Raw genomic sequence first — 21,076 nt, forward strand, 5'->3', positions numbered from 1 at the left:
CCCCCACCCCCACCCGTGTTGATCAAGAGGTTTGCGTCAGGGACTACGCGAAACCTGACGCAAACCTCTTGATCAACGGCGTGGCCGGTGGGCGGTTCGCGCCTTACGGGGTGGCGCTGGCGTTCGCAGCGATCTCGGGGAGGTCGGCGGGGCCGGGGTCGGCGGCCGGGAGCGGGCTCGGGTTGTGCGCGGCGGCGCGGACGGCGGCGGCGACCGCCGGGGCGACCCGGGAGTCGAAGACGCTCGGCACGATCACCGTCGGGTTGATCTTGTCTTCGCCGACCACGTCCGCGATGGCCCGGGCGGCGGCGAGCGCCATCTCCTCGGTGAACTCCTCGGCGTGCGCGTCCAGCATGCCGCGGAACACCCCGGGGAACGCGAGCACGTTGTTGATCTGGTTTGGCTGGTCCGAGCGGCCGGTGGCGACCACTGCGGCGTGCTTGCGCGCCTCCCGCGGGTCGACCTCCGGGTCCGGGTTCGCGAGGGCGAAGACGATCGAGTCCTTCGCCATCTGCGCGATGTCGTCGCCGGTGAGCAGGTTCGGCGCGCTGACCCCGATGAACACGTCGGCGCCGCGGATCGCGCCGGGCAGGTCGCCGGAGTAGTTCTCCTTGTTGGTGTTCTCCGCCAGCCACTGCCACGCCGAGTTGAGCCCGGTCTGCCCGCGGTGCAGGGCGCCCTCCCGGTCGTACGCGATGATGTCGCCGACGCCCTGGCGCAGCAGCAGCTTCATGATCGCGGTGCCGGCCGCTCCGGATCCGGAGACGACCACCCGGACGTCCTCGAGCCGCTTGCCCACCACCCGCAGCGCGTTGGTCAGCGCGGCCAGCACGCAGATCGCGGTGCCGTGCTGATCGTCGTGGAAGACCGGGATGTCCAGCGCCTCGCGCAGCCGGGCCTCGATCTCGAAGCAGCGCGGCGCGGCGATGTCCTCCAGGTTGATGCCGCCGTAGGCCGGCGCGATCGCCTTGACGATCTGCACGATCTCGTCGGTGTCCTGGGTGTCCAGCACCACCGGCCAGGCGTCCACCCCGCCGAAGCGCTTGAACAGCGCGGCCTTGCCCTCCATCACCGGCAGCGACGCGGCCGGGCCGAGGTTGCCCAGGCCGAGCACCGCCGAGCCGTCGCTGACCACCGCGACGGTGTTGCGCTTGATGGTCAGTCGCCGGGCGTCGGCCGGGTTCTCGGCGATCGCCATGCAGACCCGGGCCACCCCCGGGGTGTACGCGCGGGACAGCTCGTCGCGGTTGCGCAGCGCGACCTTCGAGGTCACCTCGATCTTGCCGCCCAGGTGCAGCAGGAACGTCCGGTCCGACACCTTGCGCACGTCCACGCCGTCCAGCGCGGTCAGCGCGTCGACCACCTGGTCGGCGTGACCGGCGTCGGCGGTGTCGCAGGTCAGGTCGACGATCACGTGGGTCGGGTCCGAGTCCACCACGTCCAGCGCCGTGACGATCGCCCCGGCCTCGCCGACGGAGGTGGTGAGCCGGCCGATCGAGGAGGCGTCCGCGGTGACGGCGATCCGGATGGTGATCGAAAATCCGGCGCTGGGCAGTCGGGTGATGGCCACGGGATCCCTCCGTAACGGCTGTGCGGCCGCTCGGCCGCCGCCCGCATTTCTACCGGGTTGTCGCGGCCGACCAGCATTCGCCCCCACTTTTGGCGAGCTTCACCATGGGCATATAGCAGGTGCGTTCGGCGTTGTGTCATGTCAGGATTACGTTCTACTTATCAAAACGGACAGGAGAACCGCTTGCGAGACCAGGAGAGCTTTGTCCCCGTCGAGGACGAGCTCGACGACGTCACCACCGGCGAGATGGAGCTGTCGGAACGGCAGTCCCTCCGACGCGTCCCGGGCCTGTCGACCGAGCTCACCGACGTCACCGAGGTGGAATACCGCCAGCTGCGGCTGGAGCGGGTCGTCCTGGTGGGCGTCTGGACCGAAGGCACTGTCACCGACGCGGAAAACTCGCTGACCGAGCTCGCCGCGCTGGCCGAGACCGCCGGTTCGCAGGTGCTCGAAGGGCTCATCCAACGTCGTACCCGACCCGACCCGGCCACGTACATCGGCCGTGGCAAGGTCGACGATCTTGGCGCGGTGGTGCTCTCCACCGGCGCCGACACGGTCATCTGTGACGGTGAGCTGTCCCCGTCGCAGCTGCGCAACCTGGAGCAGCGCACCAAGGTCAAGGTCGTCGACCGCACCGCGCTGATCCTCGACATCTTCGCGCAGCACGCCAAGAGCAAGGAAGGTAAGGCGCAGGTCGAGCTGGCCCAGCTCGAATACCTGCTGCCCCGACTGCGCGGTTGGGGTGAGACGCTCTCCCGGCAGACCGGTGGTTCCGGCCGGGGTGGTGGCGCCGGCGGCGGCGTGGGTGTTCGTGGTCCCGGTGAGACCAAGCTGGAGACCGACCGGCGGCGCATCCGTCACCGCATCTCCCGGCTGCGTCGCGAGATCAAGAGCATGAAGACGGTACGCGTGACCAAGCGCGCCCGGCGTTCCCGCAACGCCGTTCCCGCGGTCGCCATCGCCGGCTACACCAACGCCGGCAAGTCCAGCCTCCTCAACCGCCTGACCGGCGCGGGCGTGCTGGTGGAGAACGCGCTGTTCGCCACGCTGGACCCGACGACCCGCAAGGCCACCGCCTCGGACGGGCGGCTCTACACCCTCTCCGACACGGTCGGCTTCGTCCGACACCTTCCGCACCAGATCGTCGAGGCGTTCCGCTCGACGCTGGAGGAGGTCGCGGAGGCGGATCTGGTGGTGCACGTCGTGGACGGCACCCACCCGGATCCGGAGGAGCAGGTGCGGGCGGTCCACGCGGTGCTTGCCGAGGTCAGCGCGGACCGGCTCCCCGAGCTGTTGGTGGTCAACAAGACCGACGCGGCCGACGAGGACACTCTGCTGCGGCTCAAGCGGCTCTGGCCGGACGCGATCTTCGTGTCCGCCCACTCCGGGCGGGGCATGGACGAGCTGCGCGCGGCGATCGAGGACCGGCTGCCGAGTCCGGCCGTGGAGGTCCGGGCCGTGCTGCCGTACGACCGGGGCGACCTGGTGGCTCGGGCGCACCGCACGGGTGAGGTGCTCAGCACGTCGCACCTGCCGGAGGGCACTCTGCTGCACGTCCGCGTCGGCGCGGAGCTGGCGGCGGAGCTGACGGCCTTCGACGTGGAGCGGCAGGGGCAGGCGGCCGGCAGCCGGTCCTGAGCGGCCACGGCGTCATCCACCGGAAACGCGCGGCATGCGACACTGGCCGAATGCGCCGCGTTGTTTCCTCGATCACGGTTGCCCTCGGCCTGCTCGGGGCAACCGTGGCGCTCGCCGGAGTCGCCGCAGCGGCTCCCGCCCCTGGGGCGTCCGGGCCGCCCGCCGCGAACCCTGGCCAGAAGCGATGCACGATCACCGACGAGCGGCTACGGGAGCTGTCCGGGCTGGTGGCCACCAAGAGTGGCTACATCGTCATCAACGACAGCACCGACGTCGCGGCGCGCAAGCGGGTGTTCTTCCTCGACAGCAAGTGCAAGATCTCGAAGGAGCCGGTCCGCTACTCGGGGCAGGGTCCGTTCGACACCGAGGATCTCGCCCTGTCCAAGGACGGCCGCACCCTCTGGATCGCCGACACCGGTGACAACCCCGACTCGAAGGAGCGCCGCAGCCGCATCGCGCTCTGGTCGATGCCGGTCACCGGCGCCAAGGAGCCGACGCTGCACCGGCTCTCCTACCCCGAGGCCAAACCGCACGACGCTGAGGCGTTGCTCATCGGCGACGACGGAAAACCGCTGATCATCACCAAGGTGACCAGCGGCAAGGCCGAGATCTACACGCCGTCGGCGGCCCTCAGGAGCGGCGACACCGAACCGGTGCCGATGCGTAAGGCCGGCGAGATCACGCTGCCGAAGACCCAGACGGAGAACACCCTCAACACGTTCGGCCGGATCGCCATCACCGGCGCATCCCGGGCACCGGACGGCTCCCGGGTGGTCCTGCGCACGTACGCGGACGCCTTCGAGTTCGACGTGACCGGTGGCGACATCGTGGGCGCGCTCACCACCGGCAAGCCGCGGGTGACGCCGCTGGCCGACCCGTTCGGCGAGGCCATCAGCTACACCTCGGACGGAAAGTCGTTCGTCACCGTCTCCGACGCGGGCCGGTTCACCGAAGACGAGCCAGTCGACATCCTCGGCTACACCCCGTCCACGTCGACCGCCGTGCCACTGGCCCCCGAGGACGGCGCCAAGCCGGCCGCCTCGAAATCGTGGATCGACGGGCTGAGCCTCGACGACATCACGTACATGGTCGGGGCGGTCGGGCTGATCGGCCTGCTGTTGGTCGCCGGCGGAATCTTCGGCATCGTTCGCGCCCGCCGTCGGCCGCCGACAGCTGACGCGTCCGACCCGTCGGAGCCGGACGGCGAGCCGTTCGGCCCGCGCGGGGGCCGCGCCGTTGACGGGTTCCCGGCCGACGATGACCGTAGGGGTGGTGTCTACGGAGGCGGCGCACCGGCCGGCGGCGCGGTCTACGGCGGTGGTGCGGGTCGCGGCGGCCCGGCCCCGGCGGGTGGTGCGGGTCGCGGTGGCCCGGCCCCGGCGGGTGGTGCCGTGTACGGCGGTGGCGGCCGGCCGGCCTCGGCTGAGGGTGGTGCGCCACGACCCGGCGGCGGCGGTGCTGGCGTCTACGGCGGCGGCGGCCGGCCCCCGGCTGGCGGCGGTGGTCGTCCCCCGGCTGGCGGCGGTGGTCGTCCCCCGGCCAGTGGCGGTCGTCCCCCGGCCAGTGGCGGTGGCCGTCCCCCGGCCAGTGGCGGTGGCCGTCCCCCGGCCAGTGGCGGTGGCCGTCCGCAGGGCAGCGGCGGTGGCCGTCCCGGTGGTGGCGTGTACGGCGGCGACGGCGGTCAGCCCGGTCGCGCGGAGCCGCCACGGCGCGGAGGGCAGGAGCCCGACTACCGGGGTCAGCGGCCCGGCCGCCGACGCGACGACGACGCGCCGGTAGACCCGTACGGGCAGTATCCCGGGGGCGGTCGCGGTCCCCGGGGCGACCGTTACTGATCGGACGTTCAGGGCGCTCAGCCGCCCTGACGAGCGGTGTGGGTGAGCGCTGTTGGCACCCACACCGCCGATCGGTCAGATCCGGCGGAGCACCGCCACGACCCGGCCCATGATGGTGGCGTCGTCGCCGGGGATCGGGTCGAAGGCCGGGTTCTGTGGCATCAGCCAGACGTGCCCGTCGCGCCGCCGGTAGGTCTTCACGGTCGCCTCGCCGTCGAGCATGGCGGCCACGATCTCGCCGGAGTCGGCGGTCGGCTGCTGCCGGACGACCACCCAGTCGCCGTCGCAGATCGCCGCGTCGAGCATCGAGTCGCCCTTGACCTGGAGCATGAAGACCTCGCCCTCACCCACCAGCTCGCGGGGGAGCGGGAAGATGTCCTCCACGGCCTGCTCGGCGAGGATCGGCCCACCGGCGGCGATCCGACCGAGCATCGGCACGTACGCCGGGGTGGGCCGCTGTGCCCTCGACAGCTCGTCGTCGATCGCCTCGCTGGGGGCGCGGACGTCCACCGCGCGCGGCCGGTTCGGGTCGCGGCGCAGGAAGCCCTTCTTCTCCAGCTCCTTGAGCTGGTAGGCGACGCTGGACGGCGACACCAGGCCGACCGCCTCGCCGATCTCGCGGACGCTCGGCGGGTAGCCGTGGCGTTCCACCCAGGTGCGGATGAACTCCAGGATGCGCCGCTGGCGCGCGGTCAGGTCGACTGTCGCCGGGTCGGGGAAGGCGCTGACCACCGGGGTGACCTGGCGCACGGCGGGCTGACCCGTCCGGCTGCGCGCGGCGCTGCGGCGTCGGGTGGCCGGGGGGCCCGCCTCGGTGATCTGCTGCGGGCTCTTCGGCCGGCTGGCCCGGTCCTCGGTCACGTCCGTCCTCCCTGGTCGGCGCTGGGTGCCTCGTCGGCTCGTGGTGCGTGCGGTGGTGCCACGTTGTTCATGACCGTATAGGTGAGATCAGTCATTTTCAAACATCTGTACGACCTCTCACCGGCGTGTCGGGGTGAAAAAGCGCTCCGGTCGTACGGATGTTCTGATAAATGGTACGTCAGGTAGCACTGGTGTTCGATCCTGGACCATTTTCCGGCCGTGTTCGGCCGGCTGGCCGGTAACCCGGGCGGCATCGTGACGTTGGGTCTTCGGGCGTTGTGCGGTGTGTGGATGACCGGATGGTCCGTGACGCGCCGGACACGCCGGCCAACTTGACCCGGCTTCCCCAGCGACATACGGTCAACCCCTAGATGTAGTAGTGACACGGGCGTAAGTTGCCTACAGGTTGGGTTTGACTACCGACCGCACTCCCGTAACGTCGATCACGGCGGGAGCCATCCGAGGATGGCACCGTCGCGGTGAGTCGTGCCCGGGGGCGTCCGGTGTGCTCGCAGTTGATCATTATTTGGAGGTGGGCGATGCGGTGTCCGTACTGCCGGCACGCTGACTCCCGGGTGGTCGACTCGCGGGAGGCCGACGACGGCCAACTCATCCGACGGCGGCGGTCCTGCCCGGAGTGCGGCAAGCGGTTCACCACCGTCGAGGAGGCGGTCCTCGCGGTCGTCAAGCGCAGCGGGGTGACCGAGCCGTTCAGTCGCACGAAGATCATCGGCGGGGTGCGTAAGGCGTGCCAGGGCCGGCCGGTGGACGACGACTCCCTCGCGCTGCTCGCGCAGCGGGTGGAGGAGTCGGTCCGGGCCAAGGGGGCCGCCGAGATCCCCAGCCACGACGTGGGCCTGGCGATCCTGGGTCCGCTACGCGACCTGGACGAGATCGCCTACCTGCGGTTCGCCAGCGTCTACCGCTCGTTCGACTCGCTCGCCGACTTCGAGCGCGAGATCGAGACGTTGCGGGCCGCGGCGCGAGCCCGGGAGCAGGGCCGGGCCGATGCGGTGGAAACCGCCGGCCGTACCAGCTGAGTCTTCACAGTTTTCAAGAGATTGGGACGCGCGGTGGGGCACCGCGCAGACGAGGGGGGCGACGGCGTGACAACTAGCCGTTCACGAAACAAGGCAGGCGCGGGGCTGAAGATCGAGCGGGTGTGGACGACCGAGGGGGTCCACCCGTACGACGAGGTCTCCTGGGAGCGCCGTGACGTCGTGATGACGAACTGGCGGGACGGCTCGATCAACTTCGAGCAGCGTGGGGTGGAGTTCCCGGAGTCGTGGAGCGTCAACGCGGCGAACATCGTCACCACCAAGTACTTCCGGGGAGCGGTGGGGACCCCGGAGCGCGAGTGGTCGCTCAGGCAGCTGATCGACCGGGTGGTCACCACCTACCGCACCGCGGGTGAGGAGTACGGCTACTTCGCCAGCCCGGCCGACGCCGAGGTCTTCGCGCACGAGCTGACCTGGATGCTGCTGAACCAGGTGTTCAGCTTCAACTCGCCGGTCTGGTTCAACGTCGGCACGCCGTCGCCGCAGCAGGTCAGCGCCTGCTTCATCCTGGCCGTCGACGACTCGATGGACTCGATCCTCGACTGGTACAAGGAGGAGGGGCTGATCTTCAAGGGCGGCTCCGGCTCCGGAGTCAACCTGTCGCGCATCCGCTCGTCCCGTGAGCTGCTCTCGTCCGGCGGCACCGCCTCCGGCCCGGTCAGCTTCATGCGCGGCGCGGACGCCTCCGCCGGCACCATCAAGTCCGGCGGCGCGACCCGCCGGGCGGCCAAGATGGTCATCATCGACGTGGACCACCCGGACATCGAAGAGTTCGTGGTCACGAAGGCGCGCGAGGAGGACAAGATCCGCGCGCTGCGTGACGCCGGGTTCGACATGGACCTCGGCGGCTCCGACATCGTCAGCGTGCAGTACCAGAACGCCAACAACTCGGTCCGCGTCTCCGACGAGTTCATGTCGGCGGTCGAGAACGGTAAGGGCTTCGACCTGCGCGGCCGGCTCGACGGCTCGGTGATCGACACCGTCGACGCCAAGAAGCTGTTCCGCACCATCTCGCAGGCCGCCTGGGAGTGCGCCGACCCGGGCCTGCAGTACGACGACACGATCAACGACTGGCACACCTGCCCGGAGACCGGGCGGATCACCGCGTCGAACCCGTGCTCGGAGTACCTGCACCTGGACAACTCCTCGTGCAACCTGGCCTCGCTCAACCTGATGAAGTTCCTCCGCGCCGACGGTGGCTTCGAGGTGGAGAAGTTCGTCAAGTCCGTCGAGTTCGTCATCACCGCGATGGACATCTCGATCTGCTTCGCGGACTTCCCGACCGAGAAGATCGGTGAGACGTCCCGCGCCTACCGGCAGCTCGGCATCGGCTACGCCAACCTGGGCGCCCTGCTGATGGCCTCCGGCCTGCCGTACGACTCGGAGCAGGGCCGCTCGGTCGCCGCGTCGATCACGTCGCTGATGACCGGCACCGCCTACCGCCGCTCGGCCGAGCTGGCCGGCGTCGTCGGCCCGTACGACGGCTACGCCCGCAACGCCGAGCCGCACAAGCGTGTCATGCGCAAGCACGCCGCGGCCAACGACGAGATCAAGCCGACCAGCCCGGTGGCCACCGCGATCGTCCGCGAGGCGACCAAGCAGTGGACCCAGGGCAACAAGATCGGTGACAAGTTCGGTTGGCGCAACGCGCAGGCGAGCGTCCTCGCCCCGACCGGCACGATCGGCTTCATGATGGACTGCGACACGACCGGCGTGGAGCCGGACCTGGCGCTGGTCAAGTTCAAGAAGCTGGTCGGCGGCGGCTCGATGCAGATCGTCAACCAGACGGTGCCGCGCGCCCTGCGCAGCCTCGGCTACCCCGAGGAGCAGGTCGAGGCGATCGTCGAGCACATCGCCGACCACGGCCACGTGGTGGACGCCCCCGGCCTCAAGCCGGAGCACTACCCGGTCTTCGACTGCGCCATGGGGGAGCGGACGATCGCCCCGATGGGTCACGTTCGGATGATGGCGGCCATCCAGCCGTTCGTCTCCGGCGCCATCTCCAAGACGGTCAACATGCCGGAGGCGGCCACCGTCGAGGACGTCGAGAAGATCTACTTCGAGGGCTGGAAGCTCGGCCTCAAGGCGCTGGCGATCTACCGGGACAACTGCAAGGTCGGTCAGCCGCTGTCGGTGGCCAAGTCCAACAAGGCCACCGAGCCTGCCGCCGTCGAGACCGCAACGGCCGCGCCGGCCGCGGTCGAGAAGGTCATCGAGTACCGGCCGGTGCGTAAGCGCCTGCCGAAGAAGCGCCCGTCCGAGACGGTCAGCTTCTCCGTCGGTGGCGCCGAGGGCTACCTGACCGCGTCGTCCTACCCGGACGACGGCCTCGGTGAGGTCTTCCTGAAGATGTCCAAGCAGGGCTCGACCCTGGCCGGCGTGATGGACGCCTTCTCGGTGGCCATCAGCATCGGCCTGCAGTACGGCGTGCCGCTGGAGACGTTCGTCAGCAAGTTCACCAACATGCGCTTCGAGCCGGCCGGCATGACCGACGACCCGGACGTGCGGATGGCGGCCTCGGTGATGGACTACATCTTCCGTCGCCTGGCGCTGGACTTCCTGCCCTACGAGCGTCGCGCCGAGCTGGGCATCTTCACCGCCTCGGAGCGGGCCGCGCAGCTGCGGGCCGAGGCCGACGCGGAGGCCGCCGGCGTCACCGGCGCCGAGCTCACCGCGATGGCATCGTCCGCGCCGGTGGAGACGCCGGCCAAGCCGGAGGCTGTCGCCCAGCCGGCCCAGGAGATGGCCGACGTGGCCGTCGCCAAGCCGGCTCCGAGCGTGGGTTCCAGCACCGAACTGCTGGAGGCCGTGATCGGCAAGGCCGCCGACGCCCCGCTCTGCTTCACCTGCGGTACGAAGATGCGGCCCGCCGGTAGCTGCTACGTCTGCGAGGGCTGCGGCTCCACCAGCGGTTGCAGCTGACGTACTCGAAACGCGGCGCTGCCCCGGTCTCCTTGCTGGAGGTCGGGGCAGCGCCGTTTCCAGGTAGCGGTCCGCCCGGTGTTGCCATGATCAGGTGATGAAAAATAGGTGTCAGGGGCCTTCTCCTACCTACTTTTCATCACCTGATCATCAAAGGTCGAGAGGAAGTTTGACCAGGGCTGGCCGCTGAATCTCAGGACCGGGCCGGCGATCAGCTTTTGGCGCTGCATCCGGGCTGCGGCACCAGCGTTTCCTGGGCTGGGTCCGATGACCGGGCTACTGGCTTGCGCGTTCGGCGGCGCGTACGGCGTTGCGGAACAGCATGGCGACGGTGGTCGGGCCGACCCCGCCGACCCGGGGCGTGATCGCGCCGGCGACCTCGGCGCACGCTTCGTCCACATCCGGCAGGAGGCGACGCCCGTCGTAGCGGACGCCGGCGCCGATGACGACGGCGCCGGGCTTGACGTGCTCAGGCTGAACGATCCCGGGTACGCCGGCGGCGGCGACGAGGATGTCGGCGCGGCGGGTGTAGCGGGCCCAGTCCGGCACACCGGTGTGTACGACGGTGACGGCGGCGTTCGCGGTCGGGCGCTTCTGGGCGAGCAGCATCGCCAGGGGCCGGCCCAGGGTGGCGCCCCGGCCGAGGATCACGACCTCACGACCGGCGACGGGGATCTCGTAGTACGCCAGGAGGGCTTCGATGCCGGCGGGGGTGCAGGGCAGCGGGCCGGGCAGGCCGACGGCGAGACGCCCCATGTTCAGCGGATGCATGCCGTCGACGTCCTTGTCCGGGTCGATGGTCTGCAGCGCCGCGTCGTAGTCCAGATGCCCCGGCACGGGGTACTGCACGAGCAGCCCGTGTACGGCCGGATCTGTGTTGAACCGGGCGATGGCCTGGTGCAGTTCGGCCTGGGTGGCGGTGGCAGGCAGATGCACGTGCGGGGAGGCGAACCCGAGCGCGGCGGCCTGACGCTGCTTGATGGCGATGTAGCCGGCGCTGGCGTCGTCGTCGCCGACGAGGATGGTGGCGAGGCTCGGTGTGATGCCGCGGCCGCGCAGGCGGGCGGCAGCGTCGGCGGTCTCGGCCAGGACGGCTTCGGCGACGGGTGCACCCGGCAGAAGTCGGGCCGTGCCTGATGGGGTGTGGTGCCCGGCGGATTCGCTGGTCGTGGTCATGACGGTTCCTCGACGCAGGCGCCCAGGCGGTCGACGCCCGCGAGAGGCTCCCCGATGGTTCCACCATCCCCGTGCCGCCAGTCGCCGGTGGTTCGATAATGCCGCATCACCAGGGTGGCTGCCCAGTTGGGCCAGCAGCGCCGCCGCCGGTGCCGGGCGGGCCGTTCGGTAACACTCGTGCTCCGCCTTACGAAGAAGGGGTGTGAAGGCTACGAGGGAGGACGGCCTGTGAATGAGCCGAACCGAGCCGATGACGACATTTCTGGCATCGGAGCCGATCCGGTGGCCTTCGAGGTCTTCTACCGGCGGCACCTGGAGGCGGTGGGTCGGTTTGTGGCACGGCGGGTGGACGACCCACACCTCGCCGCCGACCTGACCGCCGACGTCTTCCTGGCGGTGATCGAGTCGGCGGCCGGCTACCGGCCGGAGCGGGGTAGCCAGATCGGCTGGCTGTACGGGGTGGCCCGCAACGTCATCGGCGACGAGCGGCGTCGAGCGGCCCAACGGCTGCGGGTGACCGGCCGGCTGGCCGGACGGCGGGACCTGGGCCCCGATGACATCGCCCGCATCGAGGAGCGGATCGACGCCGAGTCGGCGGCCCGCCGCACCCATCGGGCGCTGAGCGAGCTGCCCGAGGGCACCCGGACGCTTGTCGAACTCGTCGCCGTGGACGGCCTCACCGTCGCGGAGGCGGCGGCGGTGCTCGGGGTGTCGCCGGTCGCCGCTCGGGTCCGCCTGCATCGTGCCCGCCGCGTCGTACGCGCCGTGCTCGCCCACCCGGCCGCCACCCTCGCTTGATGAGATGGAGATGACGCCATGAACAAGATCGATCAGTCGCCGCAGGGTTTCGAGGAGCAACTCCTCAGGGATCTGACGGCACACGTCACCCGGCGGGCCGAGATGGTGTCAGCGACCCATCCGGCCGGACGCCGTACCCGGTTCCTGCGCGGTTGGCGCCTGGCCGGAGCGGTCGGGTTGGCGGTGACGCTGACCGCCGGTGCGCTGGCGGCCCAGACCATGAGACTGGGCGATCGCCCGCCGCCCACGGCCAGCGCGTCGGAGATCTTCCACCTGGCGGCCGAGGCCGCCCGGCAGCAGCCGGAGCTCACCGCCCGACCCGATCAGTTCGTCTTCACCGAATCCCTGGCCACGATTCGGGACCTGCCGGACAGCGGCCCATACCAGACCATCCGGAACCAACTGTGGCAGTCGGCTGGTGGAGTCGCGTACACGCAGGGACGATACCGACCGGAGACCGATCCGAACGGGTGGAGCGAACTGAGGGTGCTCCGCATGGGCGATGCCGCCGATCCCGAGAAGGACCTCGACGCGTTCCAGCCGCCCGCGTACCACGGCGACCTGCCCACCGATCCGGACGAGCTGCTTCGATACCTTCGGGACCATCCGGTCGACCTGCACCTTCCCGAAGGAGCCGATGAGGAGGCCCTCTACGGGGACGAGAGCATGGTGTACACCACCGCGCGGTCGATGCTCGACGGCTACGTGCCGCCGGGAGCGCTCGCCGCGCTGTTCGAACTGCTGGCGCGGGAACCCGGAGCGGTCGTCATATCGGGCGACGTGGTGGACGCCGCGGGCCGGCACGGGGTGGCGATTCGGATGCCCGGCGTGATCGGTGGCAACGAGGACTTCCTCTTCGACCGGGACACCCACCTCTTCCTCGGCCGGCGGGGGTCGGTGGTGCGCGACGGCAAGGAGTCCCTGCACACGTCTGTCGCGCTACTGCGCATCGCCATCGTGGACCGGCCCGGCCAGCTGCCCTGAGTGGTGGGCCCCAGCCCTGATTGGTCCGGTCACGTCGGACCGGTCAGGGCTGGGCGAACAGGGGCCCGTAGTTCGAGCGGAACATCTGCTCGCCGAGGCGGCGCATGACCAGGTCGCGCAGCGCGGGCGGGAGCCCGGTGGCCTTGTCGCGGCGGTGGGTCTGGGAGAGCACCCATCCGGTACGCGGGCGTCGCCGCGCCTCGTACCCGCGCAGGGCCTCGGCAATGGACCCGGTGGTGGTCAAGGACGAGGCGAGCACGACCGCGTCCTCCAGGGCCATCGCCGCGCCCTGGGCCATGTTCGGCGAGGTGGCGTGGGCGGCGTCGCCGATCAGCAGCACCGGCCCCCGGGACCAGGAGTCGAGGACGACCTCCTGGTTCGGCCCGGCGTGCAGGGTGCTGTCGTCGTAGTCGAGGGCCTTGAGCATGGTGGTGACCGGCTCGGTGAACGTCGCGGCCAGCTCGTCGCGCCAGCCGGGCCGGTCGGCCACCGGGCCGTCGTTGTAGTAGCAGTACGTCTGCTCGGCGCTGATCGGGATGGTCAGGAACTGCCGACCGCGCCCCAACTGCACCGACCAGACCGGCTCGTCGTCGACGCGGGGGGCAACCCACCGGTACGCGTACTGGCCGAGGTCGCGGGCCGCCTGGCCGTCGAAGGCGATCCGGCGGACCGTCGAGTTCACTCCGTCGGCGCCGAGCACCAGGTCGTACCGTTCGCTGGCACCGTCGTCGAACTCGACGGCGACCTGGTCGCCCTCCGCCACGAGCGCGACCGGTTGGCGGCCCCAGCGGATCGGCGTGTCGCCGACGCCGTCGAGCAGCGCCCGGTGCAGCTGCGCCCGGGGCAGCGACACGCACGGCCCGACGCCCTGCCACAGCGCGGCCACGTCGATGTCGAAGAGGCGACGCCCGCGCTGGTTGGCGCTGCGCTGCCGGCTGATCTCCACGGCGACGTCGACGACCGACTCGGCCAGACCGAGTACGTCGAGCATCCGGGTCGCGTTGCCGGTGAGGTAGATCCCGGTGCCGGAGTCGGTCGGCGCGGACGCCCGCTCGACCACGTCGATCGTCGCGCCCCACTCGCGCAGCGCCGCCACCGTCGCCAGTCCGGCGACACCCCCACCGACGATCAGTACCCGGACACCGTCACCCCGCACGACACGTACCTCCCCGTTGCTCAGGCCGCCTGAGCTGCTGCTCAACGGGCCGGCCGCCGCAGCACTCTACGAGGCGGGTGAGCCAGCGCACGGGAATGGGGGCTGAACTACCGAGGAATGGGCTGCGACGATGAGGCATGACGACCGCTGAGACGTACGCCGAGTTCGGCAGCCGCGAGGCGCGCGGAGTGTCGCCCACGTATGAGCGCCTGTCGCAGGCCGTCGCCCGCGACGACGATCTGCTCACCCTGCTGGACGGGCTTCCGCCGGCCAAACGGCAGCCGAATCTGCTGTTCGGCGTCGTTCGCTGGCTCGGCGGCCCGGTCGACGACCCGGCCGCGTTCCACGACTACGTGGTGACGCACTGGCCCGCCATCGAGACGCAGATGCGCACCCGGGCGACCCAGACGAACGAGGCGGGCCGGTGCGCGGTCCTGCTGCCGGTGCTCGCCGCGTTGCCGCAGCCCCTCGCCCTGCTGGAGGTCGGCGCGTCGGCCGGGCTCTGCCTCTACCCCGACCGCTACGCGTACCGCTACGGCGACCATCGGGTCGGCTCCGGTGAGCTGGTCCTCGACTGCGCGGCCGACGGGTTGGCGCCGCCGGCCGGCGTACCCCAGGTGGTGTGGCGGGCCGGCCTGGACCTCAACCCGCTCGACGTGACCGACAGCGACGACGTGTCCTGGTTGGACGCTCTGATCTGGCCGGAGCACGCCCACCGGCGGGCCCGGCTGCGCACCGCGGCGGCGGTCGCTGCGGCCGACCCGCCGCTGCTGGTCCGCGGCGACCTGGTGGACGACCTGCCGGCGCTGGCCGCGCGGGCACCGACCGACGCGACGCTGGTGGTCTTCCACACGTCAGTGCTCTATCAGGTGCCGCCCCCGCGCCGGGACGCGTTCGTCCGGTTGGTCCGCGAACTGCCGGGGCACTGGGTGGCGAACGAGGGGCCGGAGGTGCTCCGGTACGACGGGCTGCCCGACCCGCCGAGCGACGTGCTGCACAACGTCCTCGCGCTCGACGGCAAGCCGCTGGCCTGGGCCAGAGGCCACGGCCAGGCGTTGACCTGGTTTGGCTGACGTCACCAAGCCGTTCTTTCGACGCGGTCAGCTCAACGAGCCGGCTCGGGCATCCGGTGGCGCAGGGCCCGGATGAACCAGTCCACAGCAGGAACCGTCGCATCGCCGGCGGGCCAGCCGTTGAGCACCGCCAACAGGTCGAGGTAGCGGTCCCGGCGGGGGTCGTTGGCCGGCACCAGCCGTTCGAGCAACCGCCGACGCAGGTCGGCCTCGTCGGAGTGACCGTGCAGGCTCGCGTACCGGTTGGTGACGGCTGCGACCACCGGATCGGCGTCCGGGCTGCCCGGGTCGAGACCAGCGGTGAGGGCGGGGGCCACCGCGTCCCGGACCACCGCGACGGCGTCCGGGCGGGGCAGCCTCGGGACGTCGTGGTCGGCGGCGTGCTGTCGCGCCAGCCGCCGCATCCGGGCCTGGAACGCGGGGTTCCGGCACAACTCGGCCAGTTCCAGCCACGCCTCGATCTGCTCGGTGCTGGGGTCGTCGGGAAGCTCCGACGTCAACGAGACGATCACACCCGGGTATGCGGGCTGGTCGCCGAGGCCGGCGAAGACGCTGTCCAGGAAGTCGGTCACCAACTGCCCGCGTTCGCGGTCGGTGAGCTGGGCCAGCCGGTGCAGCTCGTCCACCTCGCCCGGGCCCGACCCACGCCTGGCCGCGACGGTGAGCACCGCCTGGCGCAGCCGCAGCACCCGGATCTGCACGGCCAACGCCTCGGCGTGCGCGGCGGCGACCTCGTGCAGGGGTACCTCGTGATCCACCACCCGCCGGATGGTGGCCAGGTCCAGGCCCAGGTCACGCAGCGTCCGGACCAGCTCCAACCGGGCCACGGCCGTCGGGCCGTACCGCCGGTAGCCGGCCGCGCTCCGGTCCGTCGGCGGTACGACTCCGCTGTCGGAGTAGTACCGGATGGTCTTGACGCTCAGGCCGGTCCGTCGGGCCAGGTCGCCGATCGTGTGAAACGTCTGCCCGCTCATGCCCCCACCCTCACGTCTCCCCCCGGTGGAGACTCAAGCACCGTCCGGACCGGCGAGGTACACCGCGACCGTCGCGGTGAACGCCTCGGCGTCGTCGAGCCATGGGTAGTGCCCGGCGCCGGGCTGAACGACCAGCTCGGCGCGGGGGATCAGCTCGGCGAACTGGGTCACCAGACCCGGCGGTGCGGCCAGGTCGACCGCGCCGGCGAGCAGCAGCACCGGGTCTCGATGTGCGGCGAGCGCCGCACGGGTGGCCGGCGGATCGAAGGCGTCTTCGGAGCTGAAGATCCCCGCCAGCTCCTCGTTGCGTTGACCGGACTCTGCGCCCTGGTGGACCTGAGCGGCAGTGTCCCACCGGCCGTACAAGAACGGCGCGATCTCCTGCTTGGCGCCGGGCCCGGCCCGACCCGAGAGGATGGACTCCGACGCCGCCGCTGCCACCGGAAACCACGGCTCGCCGGCCCGGGCGTCGGTGACCTCCTGGCGCTGCGCGGCGGTCACCTTCAGCCCGACCGCTCGGATGCTCGGGTTGACCAGCGCGAGTCGGCCTACCCGATCGGGGTGCCGGGTCAGGTATCGCAGAGCCAGGTTGGCACCGGCGGAGTGCCCGAGCAGATCCAGCCGGTCGAGGCCCAGGTGCCCGCGCAGCGCCTCCACATCGTCGGCCATGCGGTCGCAGCGGCAGGTCGAGACGTCAGTTGGTGCCGCCGAGCGGCCGGTGCCTCGCGGATCGAGGATGACCAGCGTCCGGTGCGCGCCCAGACCGCCGAGGTCACCGAGGTACGCGGAGTCGCGCATCGGCCCGCCCGGCAGGCAGATCAGCGGGTCCCCAACCCCGACCGTCCGGTACGCGAGGGTGGTCCCGTCGATCGCGTCGAAAGTGGTGATCATCGGTCAGCGGACCCGCTCGTGGCGGAGTTCGTGGCTGACCCGGCCGCTGAGGAACCCGCCCATCGGGGCGATCACGTCGTTGAAGTGCTGGTGCAACTCCTCGTCGACCTGGTGCCAGCCGATGTCGCCGCCCGGGCCCTCGAAGAACCCGTCCAACGACAGACTCATCTGCACAACGATCTTCCGCATCGTTTCCCTCCGTATGCGTCGACGGGTGTCGAACCCGATCGTCGTCGGACCGTACGACGAAACGACCGCTCACCGCGACGACGCCGGGGGTATGTCGGGTGTCGGGGCAGCGGGAGGCCGATCACGACCGGTACCTAGACTGCTGCGGTGAGCGGCGAGCGGAAACCCCTGGCCGACCGGCCGCTCACCGAGCCGCACCCGTCCCGGCTGCCGTCCGAACACCCCGACCGGGCCCGGATCCTCGCCGCGCACACCGCCGCGTTGGCCGCCGGCGAGGCCGGTTACCTCGACCCGGCGAGCGGGCTGTTCGTGCTCAGCGCCGGGTTCCTTGCCCGCCGCGGCACGTGCTGCGGGCGCGGCTGTCGGCACTGTCCGTACGTGGACGATCCACCCTCGGAACAGGCGTAGACGAGGACTTCCGCGCGACACCGACACCCCGTACGGTGTCCGACGGACACTTGGCGGGCGCCTTCCGCCGTCGGTCGGCGAGAGGGTGGAGTGTGCGCGGGCGGATCGTGATCGCCGGGCTTGCCGGGCTGCTGGTGAGTGGCTGTGCCGACGAGGCGGAACCGGCGGCGGTGCCGCCGCCGGTGCCGATCGCGGTGGACGTGACGGCGGCCTCCTCGGGCGGCGCCTGCCGCCTGCTGGACTTCGCGGTGATCGAGCAGGTGGTGAAGGTCCGCTTCGACGTGGCGGCGGCCAGCGAACAGGGCGACACCCACACCTGTGTGGTGCGGGCCGCGGGTGCCACCCTGCCGGAGCTGACGCTCAGCGTGACCGAGACCACTATCGACAAGGCCAGCTTCGGCGCGGACGTGGTGCCGGACAAGGCGGCGAAGGTCACCGGGCTGGGCCAGCAGGCGTACAAGCGGACCACCGCCGCGGCGAGCGGGCACGGGCCGGTCGCCGAGGTGGGCTGGCTGGCCGGCGACGGACGGCTGGCCACGGTGAGCTGGACCACGGCCCATGGCAGTGAGCGCTCGGCGGTGGAGAAGCTGACCGGCGACCTGACCGCGTTGGCGAAAAAGGTGGACACCCGGGCGCTGTGACGCCCGGGTGCCCGATTGGTCAGTTGGCGGCGACGAAGACCCGGGAGGCGACCTCGCGGGGCAGCCGCACCCGGTCACCGGAGCGGTCGATCGACACCCCGTCGCGCTCCTGGGCCACGGTCACCGTGGCGCCCGGGTCGACACCAGCGGCGTGCAGTTGGCGCAGCACGTCGGCGTCCTTCTGCACGCTCTCGCAGATGCGGCGCACCACGACCGACCCGGATAGGCCGGGGAAGGCCAGGTTGCGCTCGCCCTCGGCGGCCTCGGTGGTCTCCGCCGCCGGCGAACCCAGCTCCTGAAGCCCGGGGATCGGGTTGCCGTACGGGGACCGGGTCGGCCGGTTGAGCAGGTCGTAGACCCGCTTCTCCACCGCGTCGCTCATCACGTGCTCCCAGCGGCAGGCCTCCTCGTGGGCCTCCTCGTAGGGCATCCCGATGACGTTGACCAGCAGCAGCTCGGCAAGGCGGTGCTTGCGCATCACGGACACGGCGCTGCCGCGACCCAGGGCGGTGAGCGTCAGGTGCCGGTCTCCCTCGACGGTGAGCAGGCCGTCGCGCTCCATCCGGGCAACGGTCTGGCTCACAGTGGGGCCACTCTGCTGCAGCCTTTCGGCGATCCGGGCACGCAGCGGTGGCACCCCCTCTTCTTCCAACTCGAGGATGGTGCGCAGGTACATTTCGGTCGTGTCGACCAGGTCGTGAGACTTCATAAGGTCAGCGGCCCTCCGATGCACGATGTTACCTCGGGGAACGGCTGGTGACCTTCGGCGAACCGCGTGCCCTCTGCGTCAATGGTGTTGGATGGTCGCCATGTCCGGTACCCAGGAGCCGTTGGTCGAGGTCGATCGGCTCGTCGCCGAGCTCGACCAGGTCGATCCGCCCACCCTGCTCGACGTCCGCTGGAGGCTCGTCGGCCCGCCCGGCCGCGACGACTACCTCGCCGGCCACCTGCCCGGGGCGGTCTTCGTCGACCTGGACACCGCGCTCTGTGGGGTGCCGGGCGCCGGCGGCCGGCACCCGTTGCCCGACCCGACAGCGTTGCAGGCCGCGCTGCGGGCCGCTGGCGTCCGGGCCGGTCACCCCGTGGTGGTGTACGACGGCGGCGACGGCATGGCCGCCGCGCGGGCCTGGTGGACGCTGCGCTGGGCGGGTCACCGGCCGGTACGCCTGCTGCACGGCGGCTACCCGGCCTGGGTCGCCGCCGGCCGGCCCGTCTCGACCGACGCGCCCGCCCCACCCCCCGGTGACGTCGTGGTGCGCCCCGGTGATCTCCCGGTGCTCGACGCCGGGCAGGCCGCCGCGCTGGCCGCCGCGGACGACGCCGTGCTGCTCGACGTACGGGCGGCGCCCCGCTACCGGGGCGAGGTCGAGCCGATCGACCCGGTAGCCGGGCACGTGCCGGGAGCGGCGAACCTGCCCGCCGGGGAGTACGTCGGGCCGGACGGCCGTTTCCTGGCCGCCGACGTGCTGAGCGAGCGGTTCGCCGCCGCCGGGGTGACCGAGGTGCGGGCCGTCGGGGCGTACTGCGGCTCGGGGGTGACCGCCGCCCATGCGGTGCTCGCGCTGCACCTGGCCGGCCGCACGGACGCCGCGCTCTACGTTGGATCGTGGAGCAACTGGGTGGCGGACTCGGCCCGACCGGTCGCCTCCGGGTCGACACCCGGCCGCTGACCAGCGCGTGCGGTGGGCCGGCGCCGATCCTCGTGCGACGATGGGCTCATGTCCGACGACACGGTTGTGGTGTGGGACGAGTCGCTGCTCGCCTACGACATGGGTGACCATCCACTCGACCCGGTCCGGGTGGAGCTGACCATCGCGCTCGCCCGCGAGCTGGGCATCCTGAATCGACCCGGGGTGCGGATGGTCAAGCCGGAGCCCGCCGACGATGCCCTGCTCACCCGGGTGCACGCGCCGGCCTACCTCGCCGCGGTGCGCAACGCGCCGCGCGACCCGCTCTTCGCCGGGTACGGGCTGGGCACCTCCGACAACCCGGTCTTCGAGGGCATGCACGAGTCCAGCGCGCTCATCGCCGGCGCCACGGTGGCCGCAGCCGAGGCGGTCTGGCGCGGCGACGCCCAGCGGGCGGTGAACGTGGCCGGTGGGCTGCACCACGCGATGTCCGCCCGAGCCTCCGGCTTCTGCGTCTACAACGACCCCGCGGTGGCCATCGCCCGCCTGCTCGACCTGGGCGCCGAGCGGATCGCGTACGTGGACGTCGACGTGCACCACGGCGACGGAGTGCAGGACATCTTCTGGAACGACCCGCGCGTGCTGACGGTCAGCGTGCACGAGACCCCGCTGGCGCTCTTCCCGGGCACGGGTTTCCCGGACGAGACGGGTGGGCCGGGTGCGCAGGGCACCGCGGTCAACATGCCGTTGCCGCCCGGTGTCGACGACAGCGGCTGGCAGCGCGCGTTCCACGCGATCGTGCCGTCGGTGCTGCGCGCGTTCCGGCCGCAGGTGCTGGTCAGCCAGTGTGGCGCCGACGGGCACCGGTTGGATCCGCTCGCCGACCTGAACCTGACGGTGGACGGGCAGCGGGCCACCTACCTGGCGATGCGGGCGCTCGCCGACGAGCTGTGCGACGGCCGGTGGGTGGCCACCGGCGGCGGCGGATACGCGCTCGTCGAGGTGGTGCCCCGGGCCTGGAGTCACCTGCTGGCCGTGGCCACCGGTGACCCGATCGACCCGGCCACGCTCACCCCACCCGCGTGGCGGGACCTGGTCGCCTCCCGAAGTCTGGGCCGGGAGGTGCCGCTGCGGATGACCGACGACGCCGACCCGTCGTACGAGCCGTGGCAGCCGACCGGCGAGCCGAACGCGGTGGACCGGGCGATCGCGGCCACCCGCAAGACGGTCTTCCCGCTGCTCGGGCTCGACCCGCACGATCCACGGGACTGAGC

At 71.4% G+C, this 21,076-nt stretch carries 19 protein-coding genes and 1 riboswitch; of the genes, 11 read left to right on the forward strand and 8 right to left on the reverse strand.

Annotated elements, in window-relative coordinates; all coding sequences use genetic code 11:
- Nucleotides 1-103: 103 nt before the first annotated feature.
- On the reverse strand, nt 104-1,570 hold the full coding sequence (locus DLJ58_RS07035) for an NAD-dependent malic enzyme (RefSeq protein ID WP_124854397.1): 1,467 nt from the start codon (nt 1,568-1,570) through the stop codon (nt 104-106).
- A gap of 183 nt (nt 1,571-1,753) precedes the next feature.
- Between DLJ58_RS07035 and hflX the strand changes: the two genes are divergently transcribed.
- Nucleotides 1,754-3,208: a GTPase HflX gene (hflX, locus tag DLJ58_RS07040; protein ID WP_124854398.1), complete on the forward strand. Its 1,455-nt coding sequence runs from the start codon at nt 1,754-1,756 to the stop codon at nt 3,206-3,208.
- A 50-nt stretch (nt 3,209-3,258) separates the two neighbouring features.
- Nucleotides 3,259-5,043 (forward strand): hypothetical protein, encoded by a 1,785-nt coding sequence (locus DLJ58_RS07045; protein ID WP_208740907.1) that lies wholly within the window; start codon nt 3,259-3,261, stop codon nt 5,041-5,043.
- Nucleotides 5,044-5,118: 75 nt separating this feature from the next.
- Here the strand turns inward: DLJ58_RS07045 and lexA are convergent, their stop codons facing one another.
- A complete protein-coding gene (lexA, locus tag DLJ58_RS07050; protein WP_030337371.1) occupies nt 5,119-5,904 on the reverse strand; it encodes a transcriptional repressor LexA in 786 nt (261 codons plus the stop codon).
- A 539-nt stretch (nt 5,905-6,443) separates the two neighbouring features.
- Between lexA and nrdR the strand changes: the two genes are divergently transcribed.
- The gene (nrdR, locus tag DLJ58_RS07055) at nt 6,444-6,944 is read left to right on the forward strand and encodes a transcriptional regulator NrdR (protein ID WP_124854399.1); all 501 of its coding nucleotides are present in this window, start codon (nt 6,444-6,446) and stop codon (nt 6,942-6,944) included.
- A gap of 33 nt (nt 6,945-6,977) precedes the next feature.
- Nucleotides 6,978-9,884: a vitamin B12-dependent ribonucleotide reductase gene (locus tag DLJ58_RS07060; RefSeq protein WP_124854400.1), complete on the forward strand. Its 2,907-nt coding sequence runs from the start codon at nt 6,978-6,980 to the stop codon at nt 9,882-9,884.
- A 276-nt stretch (nt 9,885-10,160) separates the two neighbouring features.
- Here the strand turns inward: DLJ58_RS07060 and DLJ58_RS07065 are convergent, their stop codons facing one another.
- A complete protein-coding gene (locus DLJ58_RS07065) occupies nt 10,161-11,060 on the reverse strand; it encodes a bifunctional 5,10-methylenetetrahydrofolate dehydrogenase/5,10-methenyltetrahydrofolate cyclohydrolase (protein WP_124854401.1) in 900 nt (299 codons plus the stop codon).
- Nucleotides 11,061-11,073: 13 nt separating this feature from the next.
- A riboswitch (ZMP/ZTP riboswitch) is annotated at nt 11,074-11,155 on the reverse strand.
- A gap of 133 nt (nt 11,156-11,288) precedes the next feature.
- On the opposite strand from DLJ58_RS07065, the gene DLJ58_RS07070 reads away from it, so the two are divergent.
- Both DLJ58_RS07070 and DLJ58_RS07075 read left to right on the forward strand, forming a co-directional pair.
- Nucleotides 11,289-11,858: an RNA polymerase sigma factor gene (locus tag DLJ58_RS07070; RefSeq protein ID WP_124854402.1), complete on the forward strand. Its 570-nt coding sequence runs from the start codon at nt 11,289-11,291 to the stop codon at nt 11,856-11,858.
- An 18-nt stretch (nt 11,859-11,876) separates the two neighbouring features.
- Entirely contained in the window at nt 11,877-12,842 is a 966-nt protein-coding gene (locus DLJ58_RS07075) for a CU044_5270 family protein (protein WP_124854403.1), read from the forward strand.
- 43 nt (nt 12,843-12,885) lie between these two features.
- Here DLJ58_RS07075 and DLJ58_RS07080 read toward each other — a convergent pair whose 3' ends face one another.
- The gene (locus DLJ58_RS07080) at nt 12,886-13,998 is read right to left on the reverse strand and encodes an FAD-dependent monooxygenase (protein WP_244218824.1); all 1,113 of its coding nucleotides are present in this window, start codon (nt 13,996-13,998) and stop codon (nt 12,886-12,888) included.
- A gap of 137 nt (nt 13,999-14,135) precedes the next feature.
- Between DLJ58_RS07080 and DLJ58_RS07085 the strand changes: the two genes are divergently transcribed.
- Nucleotides 14,136-15,071 carry a DUF2332 domain-containing protein gene (locus DLJ58_RS07085; protein ID WP_124854404.1) on the forward strand — a complete coding sequence of 312 codons (936 nt, stop codon included), beginning with the start codon at nt 14,136-14,138 and terminating at the stop codon, nt 15,069-15,071.
- Nucleotides 15,072-15,103: 32 nt separating this feature from the next.
- Here the strand turns inward: DLJ58_RS07085 and DLJ58_RS07090 are convergent, their stop codons facing one another.
- The 3 genes from DLJ58_RS07090 to DLJ58_RS07100 are packed head-to-tail and all read right to left on the reverse strand — an operon-like array spanning nt 15,104 to nt 17,125.
- A complete protein-coding gene (locus DLJ58_RS07090; protein ID WP_124854405.1) occupies nt 15,104-16,045 on the reverse strand; it encodes a MerR family transcriptional regulator in 942 nt (313 codons plus the stop codon).
- Between the two features lie 33 nt (nt 16,046-16,078).
- Nucleotides 16,079-16,936, reverse strand: a complete 858-nt coding sequence (locus DLJ58_RS07095) for an alpha/beta fold hydrolase (RefSeq protein WP_124854406.1) — start codon at nt 16,934-16,936, stop codon at nt 16,079-16,081.
- A 3-nt stretch (nt 16,937-16,939) separates the two neighbouring features.
- A complete protein-coding gene (locus tag DLJ58_RS07100) occupies nt 16,940-17,125 on the reverse strand; it encodes a dihydrofolate reductase family protein (RefSeq protein WP_208740909.1) in 186 nt (61 codons plus the stop codon).
- A gap of 147 nt (nt 17,126-17,272) precedes the next feature.
- On the opposite strand from DLJ58_RS07100, the gene DLJ58_RS07105 reads away from it, so the two are divergent.
- Nucleotides 17,273-17,533 carry a DUF5522 domain-containing protein gene (locus DLJ58_RS07105; RefSeq protein ID WP_124854407.1) on the forward strand — a complete coding sequence of 87 codons (261 nt, stop codon included), beginning with the start codon at nt 17,273-17,275 and terminating at the stop codon, nt 17,531-17,533.
- Between the two features lie 92 nt (nt 17,534-17,625).
- The gene (locus DLJ58_RS07110) at nt 17,626-18,174 is read left to right on the forward strand and encodes a hypothetical protein (protein ID WP_124854408.1); all 549 of its coding nucleotides are present in this window, start codon (nt 17,626-17,628) and stop codon (nt 18,172-18,174) included.
- 19 nt (nt 18,175-18,193) lie between these two features.
- Here DLJ58_RS07110 and DLJ58_RS07115 read toward each other — a convergent pair whose 3' ends face one another.
- On the reverse strand, nt 18,194-18,883 hold the full coding sequence (locus DLJ58_RS07115; RefSeq protein ID WP_091400569.1) for an iron-dependent transcriptional repressor DtxR: 690 nt from the start codon (nt 18,881-18,883) through the stop codon (nt 18,194-18,196).
- 100 nt (nt 18,884-18,983) lie between these two features.
- Here DLJ58_RS07115 and DLJ58_RS07120 point away from each other — a divergent pair, with 100 nt between their 5' ends.
- Both DLJ58_RS07120 and DLJ58_RS07125 read left to right on the forward strand, forming a co-directional pair.
- Nucleotides 18,984-19,844 carry a sulfurtransferase gene (locus tag DLJ58_RS07120; RefSeq protein ID WP_124854409.1) on the forward strand — a complete coding sequence of 287 codons (861 nt, stop codon included), beginning with the start codon at nt 18,984-18,986 and terminating at the stop codon, nt 19,842-19,844.
- A gap of 48 nt (nt 19,845-19,892) precedes the next feature.
- Nucleotides 19,893-21,074 carry an acetoin utilization protein AcuC gene (locus tag DLJ58_RS07125; protein WP_124854410.1) on the forward strand — a complete coding sequence of 394 codons (1,182 nt, stop codon included), beginning with the start codon at nt 19,893-19,895 and terminating at the stop codon, nt 21,072-21,074.
- Nucleotides 21,075-21,076: the final 2 nt, after the last annotated feature.

Origin of the sequence: Micromonospora arida (genome assembly GCF_003857035.1) — a bacterium.
Lineage (GTDB): Bacteria > Actinomycetota > Actinomycetes > Mycobacteriales > Micromonosporaceae > Micromonospora > Micromonospora arida.

Coding starts and splice junctions, on each gene's coding strand:
- DLJ58_RS07090 (WP_124854405.1), bottom strand. CDS start 16,045: ATGAGCGGGCAGACGTTTCACACGATCGGCGACCTGGCCCGACGGACC.
- DLJ58_RS07100 (WP_208740909.1), bottom strand. CDS start 17,125: ATGCGGAAGATCGTTGTGCAGATGAGTCTGTCGTTGGACGGGTTCTTC.
- DLJ58_RS07065 (WP_124854401.1), bottom strand. CDS start 11,060: ATGACCACGACCAGCGAATCCGCCGGGCACCACACCCCATCAGGCACG.
- DLJ58_RS07045 (WP_208740907.1), top strand. CDS start 3,259: ATGCGCCGCGTTGTTTCCTCGATCACGGTTGCCCTCGGCCTGCTCGGG.
- DLJ58_RS07115 (WP_091400569.1), bottom strand. CDS start 18,883: ATGAAGTCTCACGACCTGGTCGACACGACCGAAATGTACCTGCGCACC.
- DLJ58_RS07125 (WP_124854410.1), top strand. CDS start 19,893: ATGTCCGACGACACGGTTGTGGTGTGGGACGAGTCGCTGCTCGCCTAC.
- DLJ58_RS07075 (WP_124854403.1), top strand. CDS start 11,877: ATGAACAAGATCGATCAGTCGCCGCAGGGTTTCGAGGAGCAACTCCTC.
- DLJ58_RS07120 (WP_124854409.1), top strand. CDS start 18,984: ATGTCCGGTACCCAGGAGCCGTTGGTCGAGGTCGATCGGCTCGTCGCC.
- DLJ58_RS07085 (WP_124854404.1), top strand. CDS start 14,136: ATGACGACCGCTGAGACGTACGCCGAGTTCGGCAGCCGCGAGGCGCGC.
- DLJ58_RS07095 (WP_124854406.1), bottom strand. CDS start 16,936: ATGATCACCACTTTCGACGCGATCGACGGGACCACCCTCGCGTACCGG.
- nrdR (WP_124854399.1), top strand. CDS start 6,444: ATGCGGTGTCCGTACTGCCGGCACGCTGACTCCCGGGTGGTCGACTCG.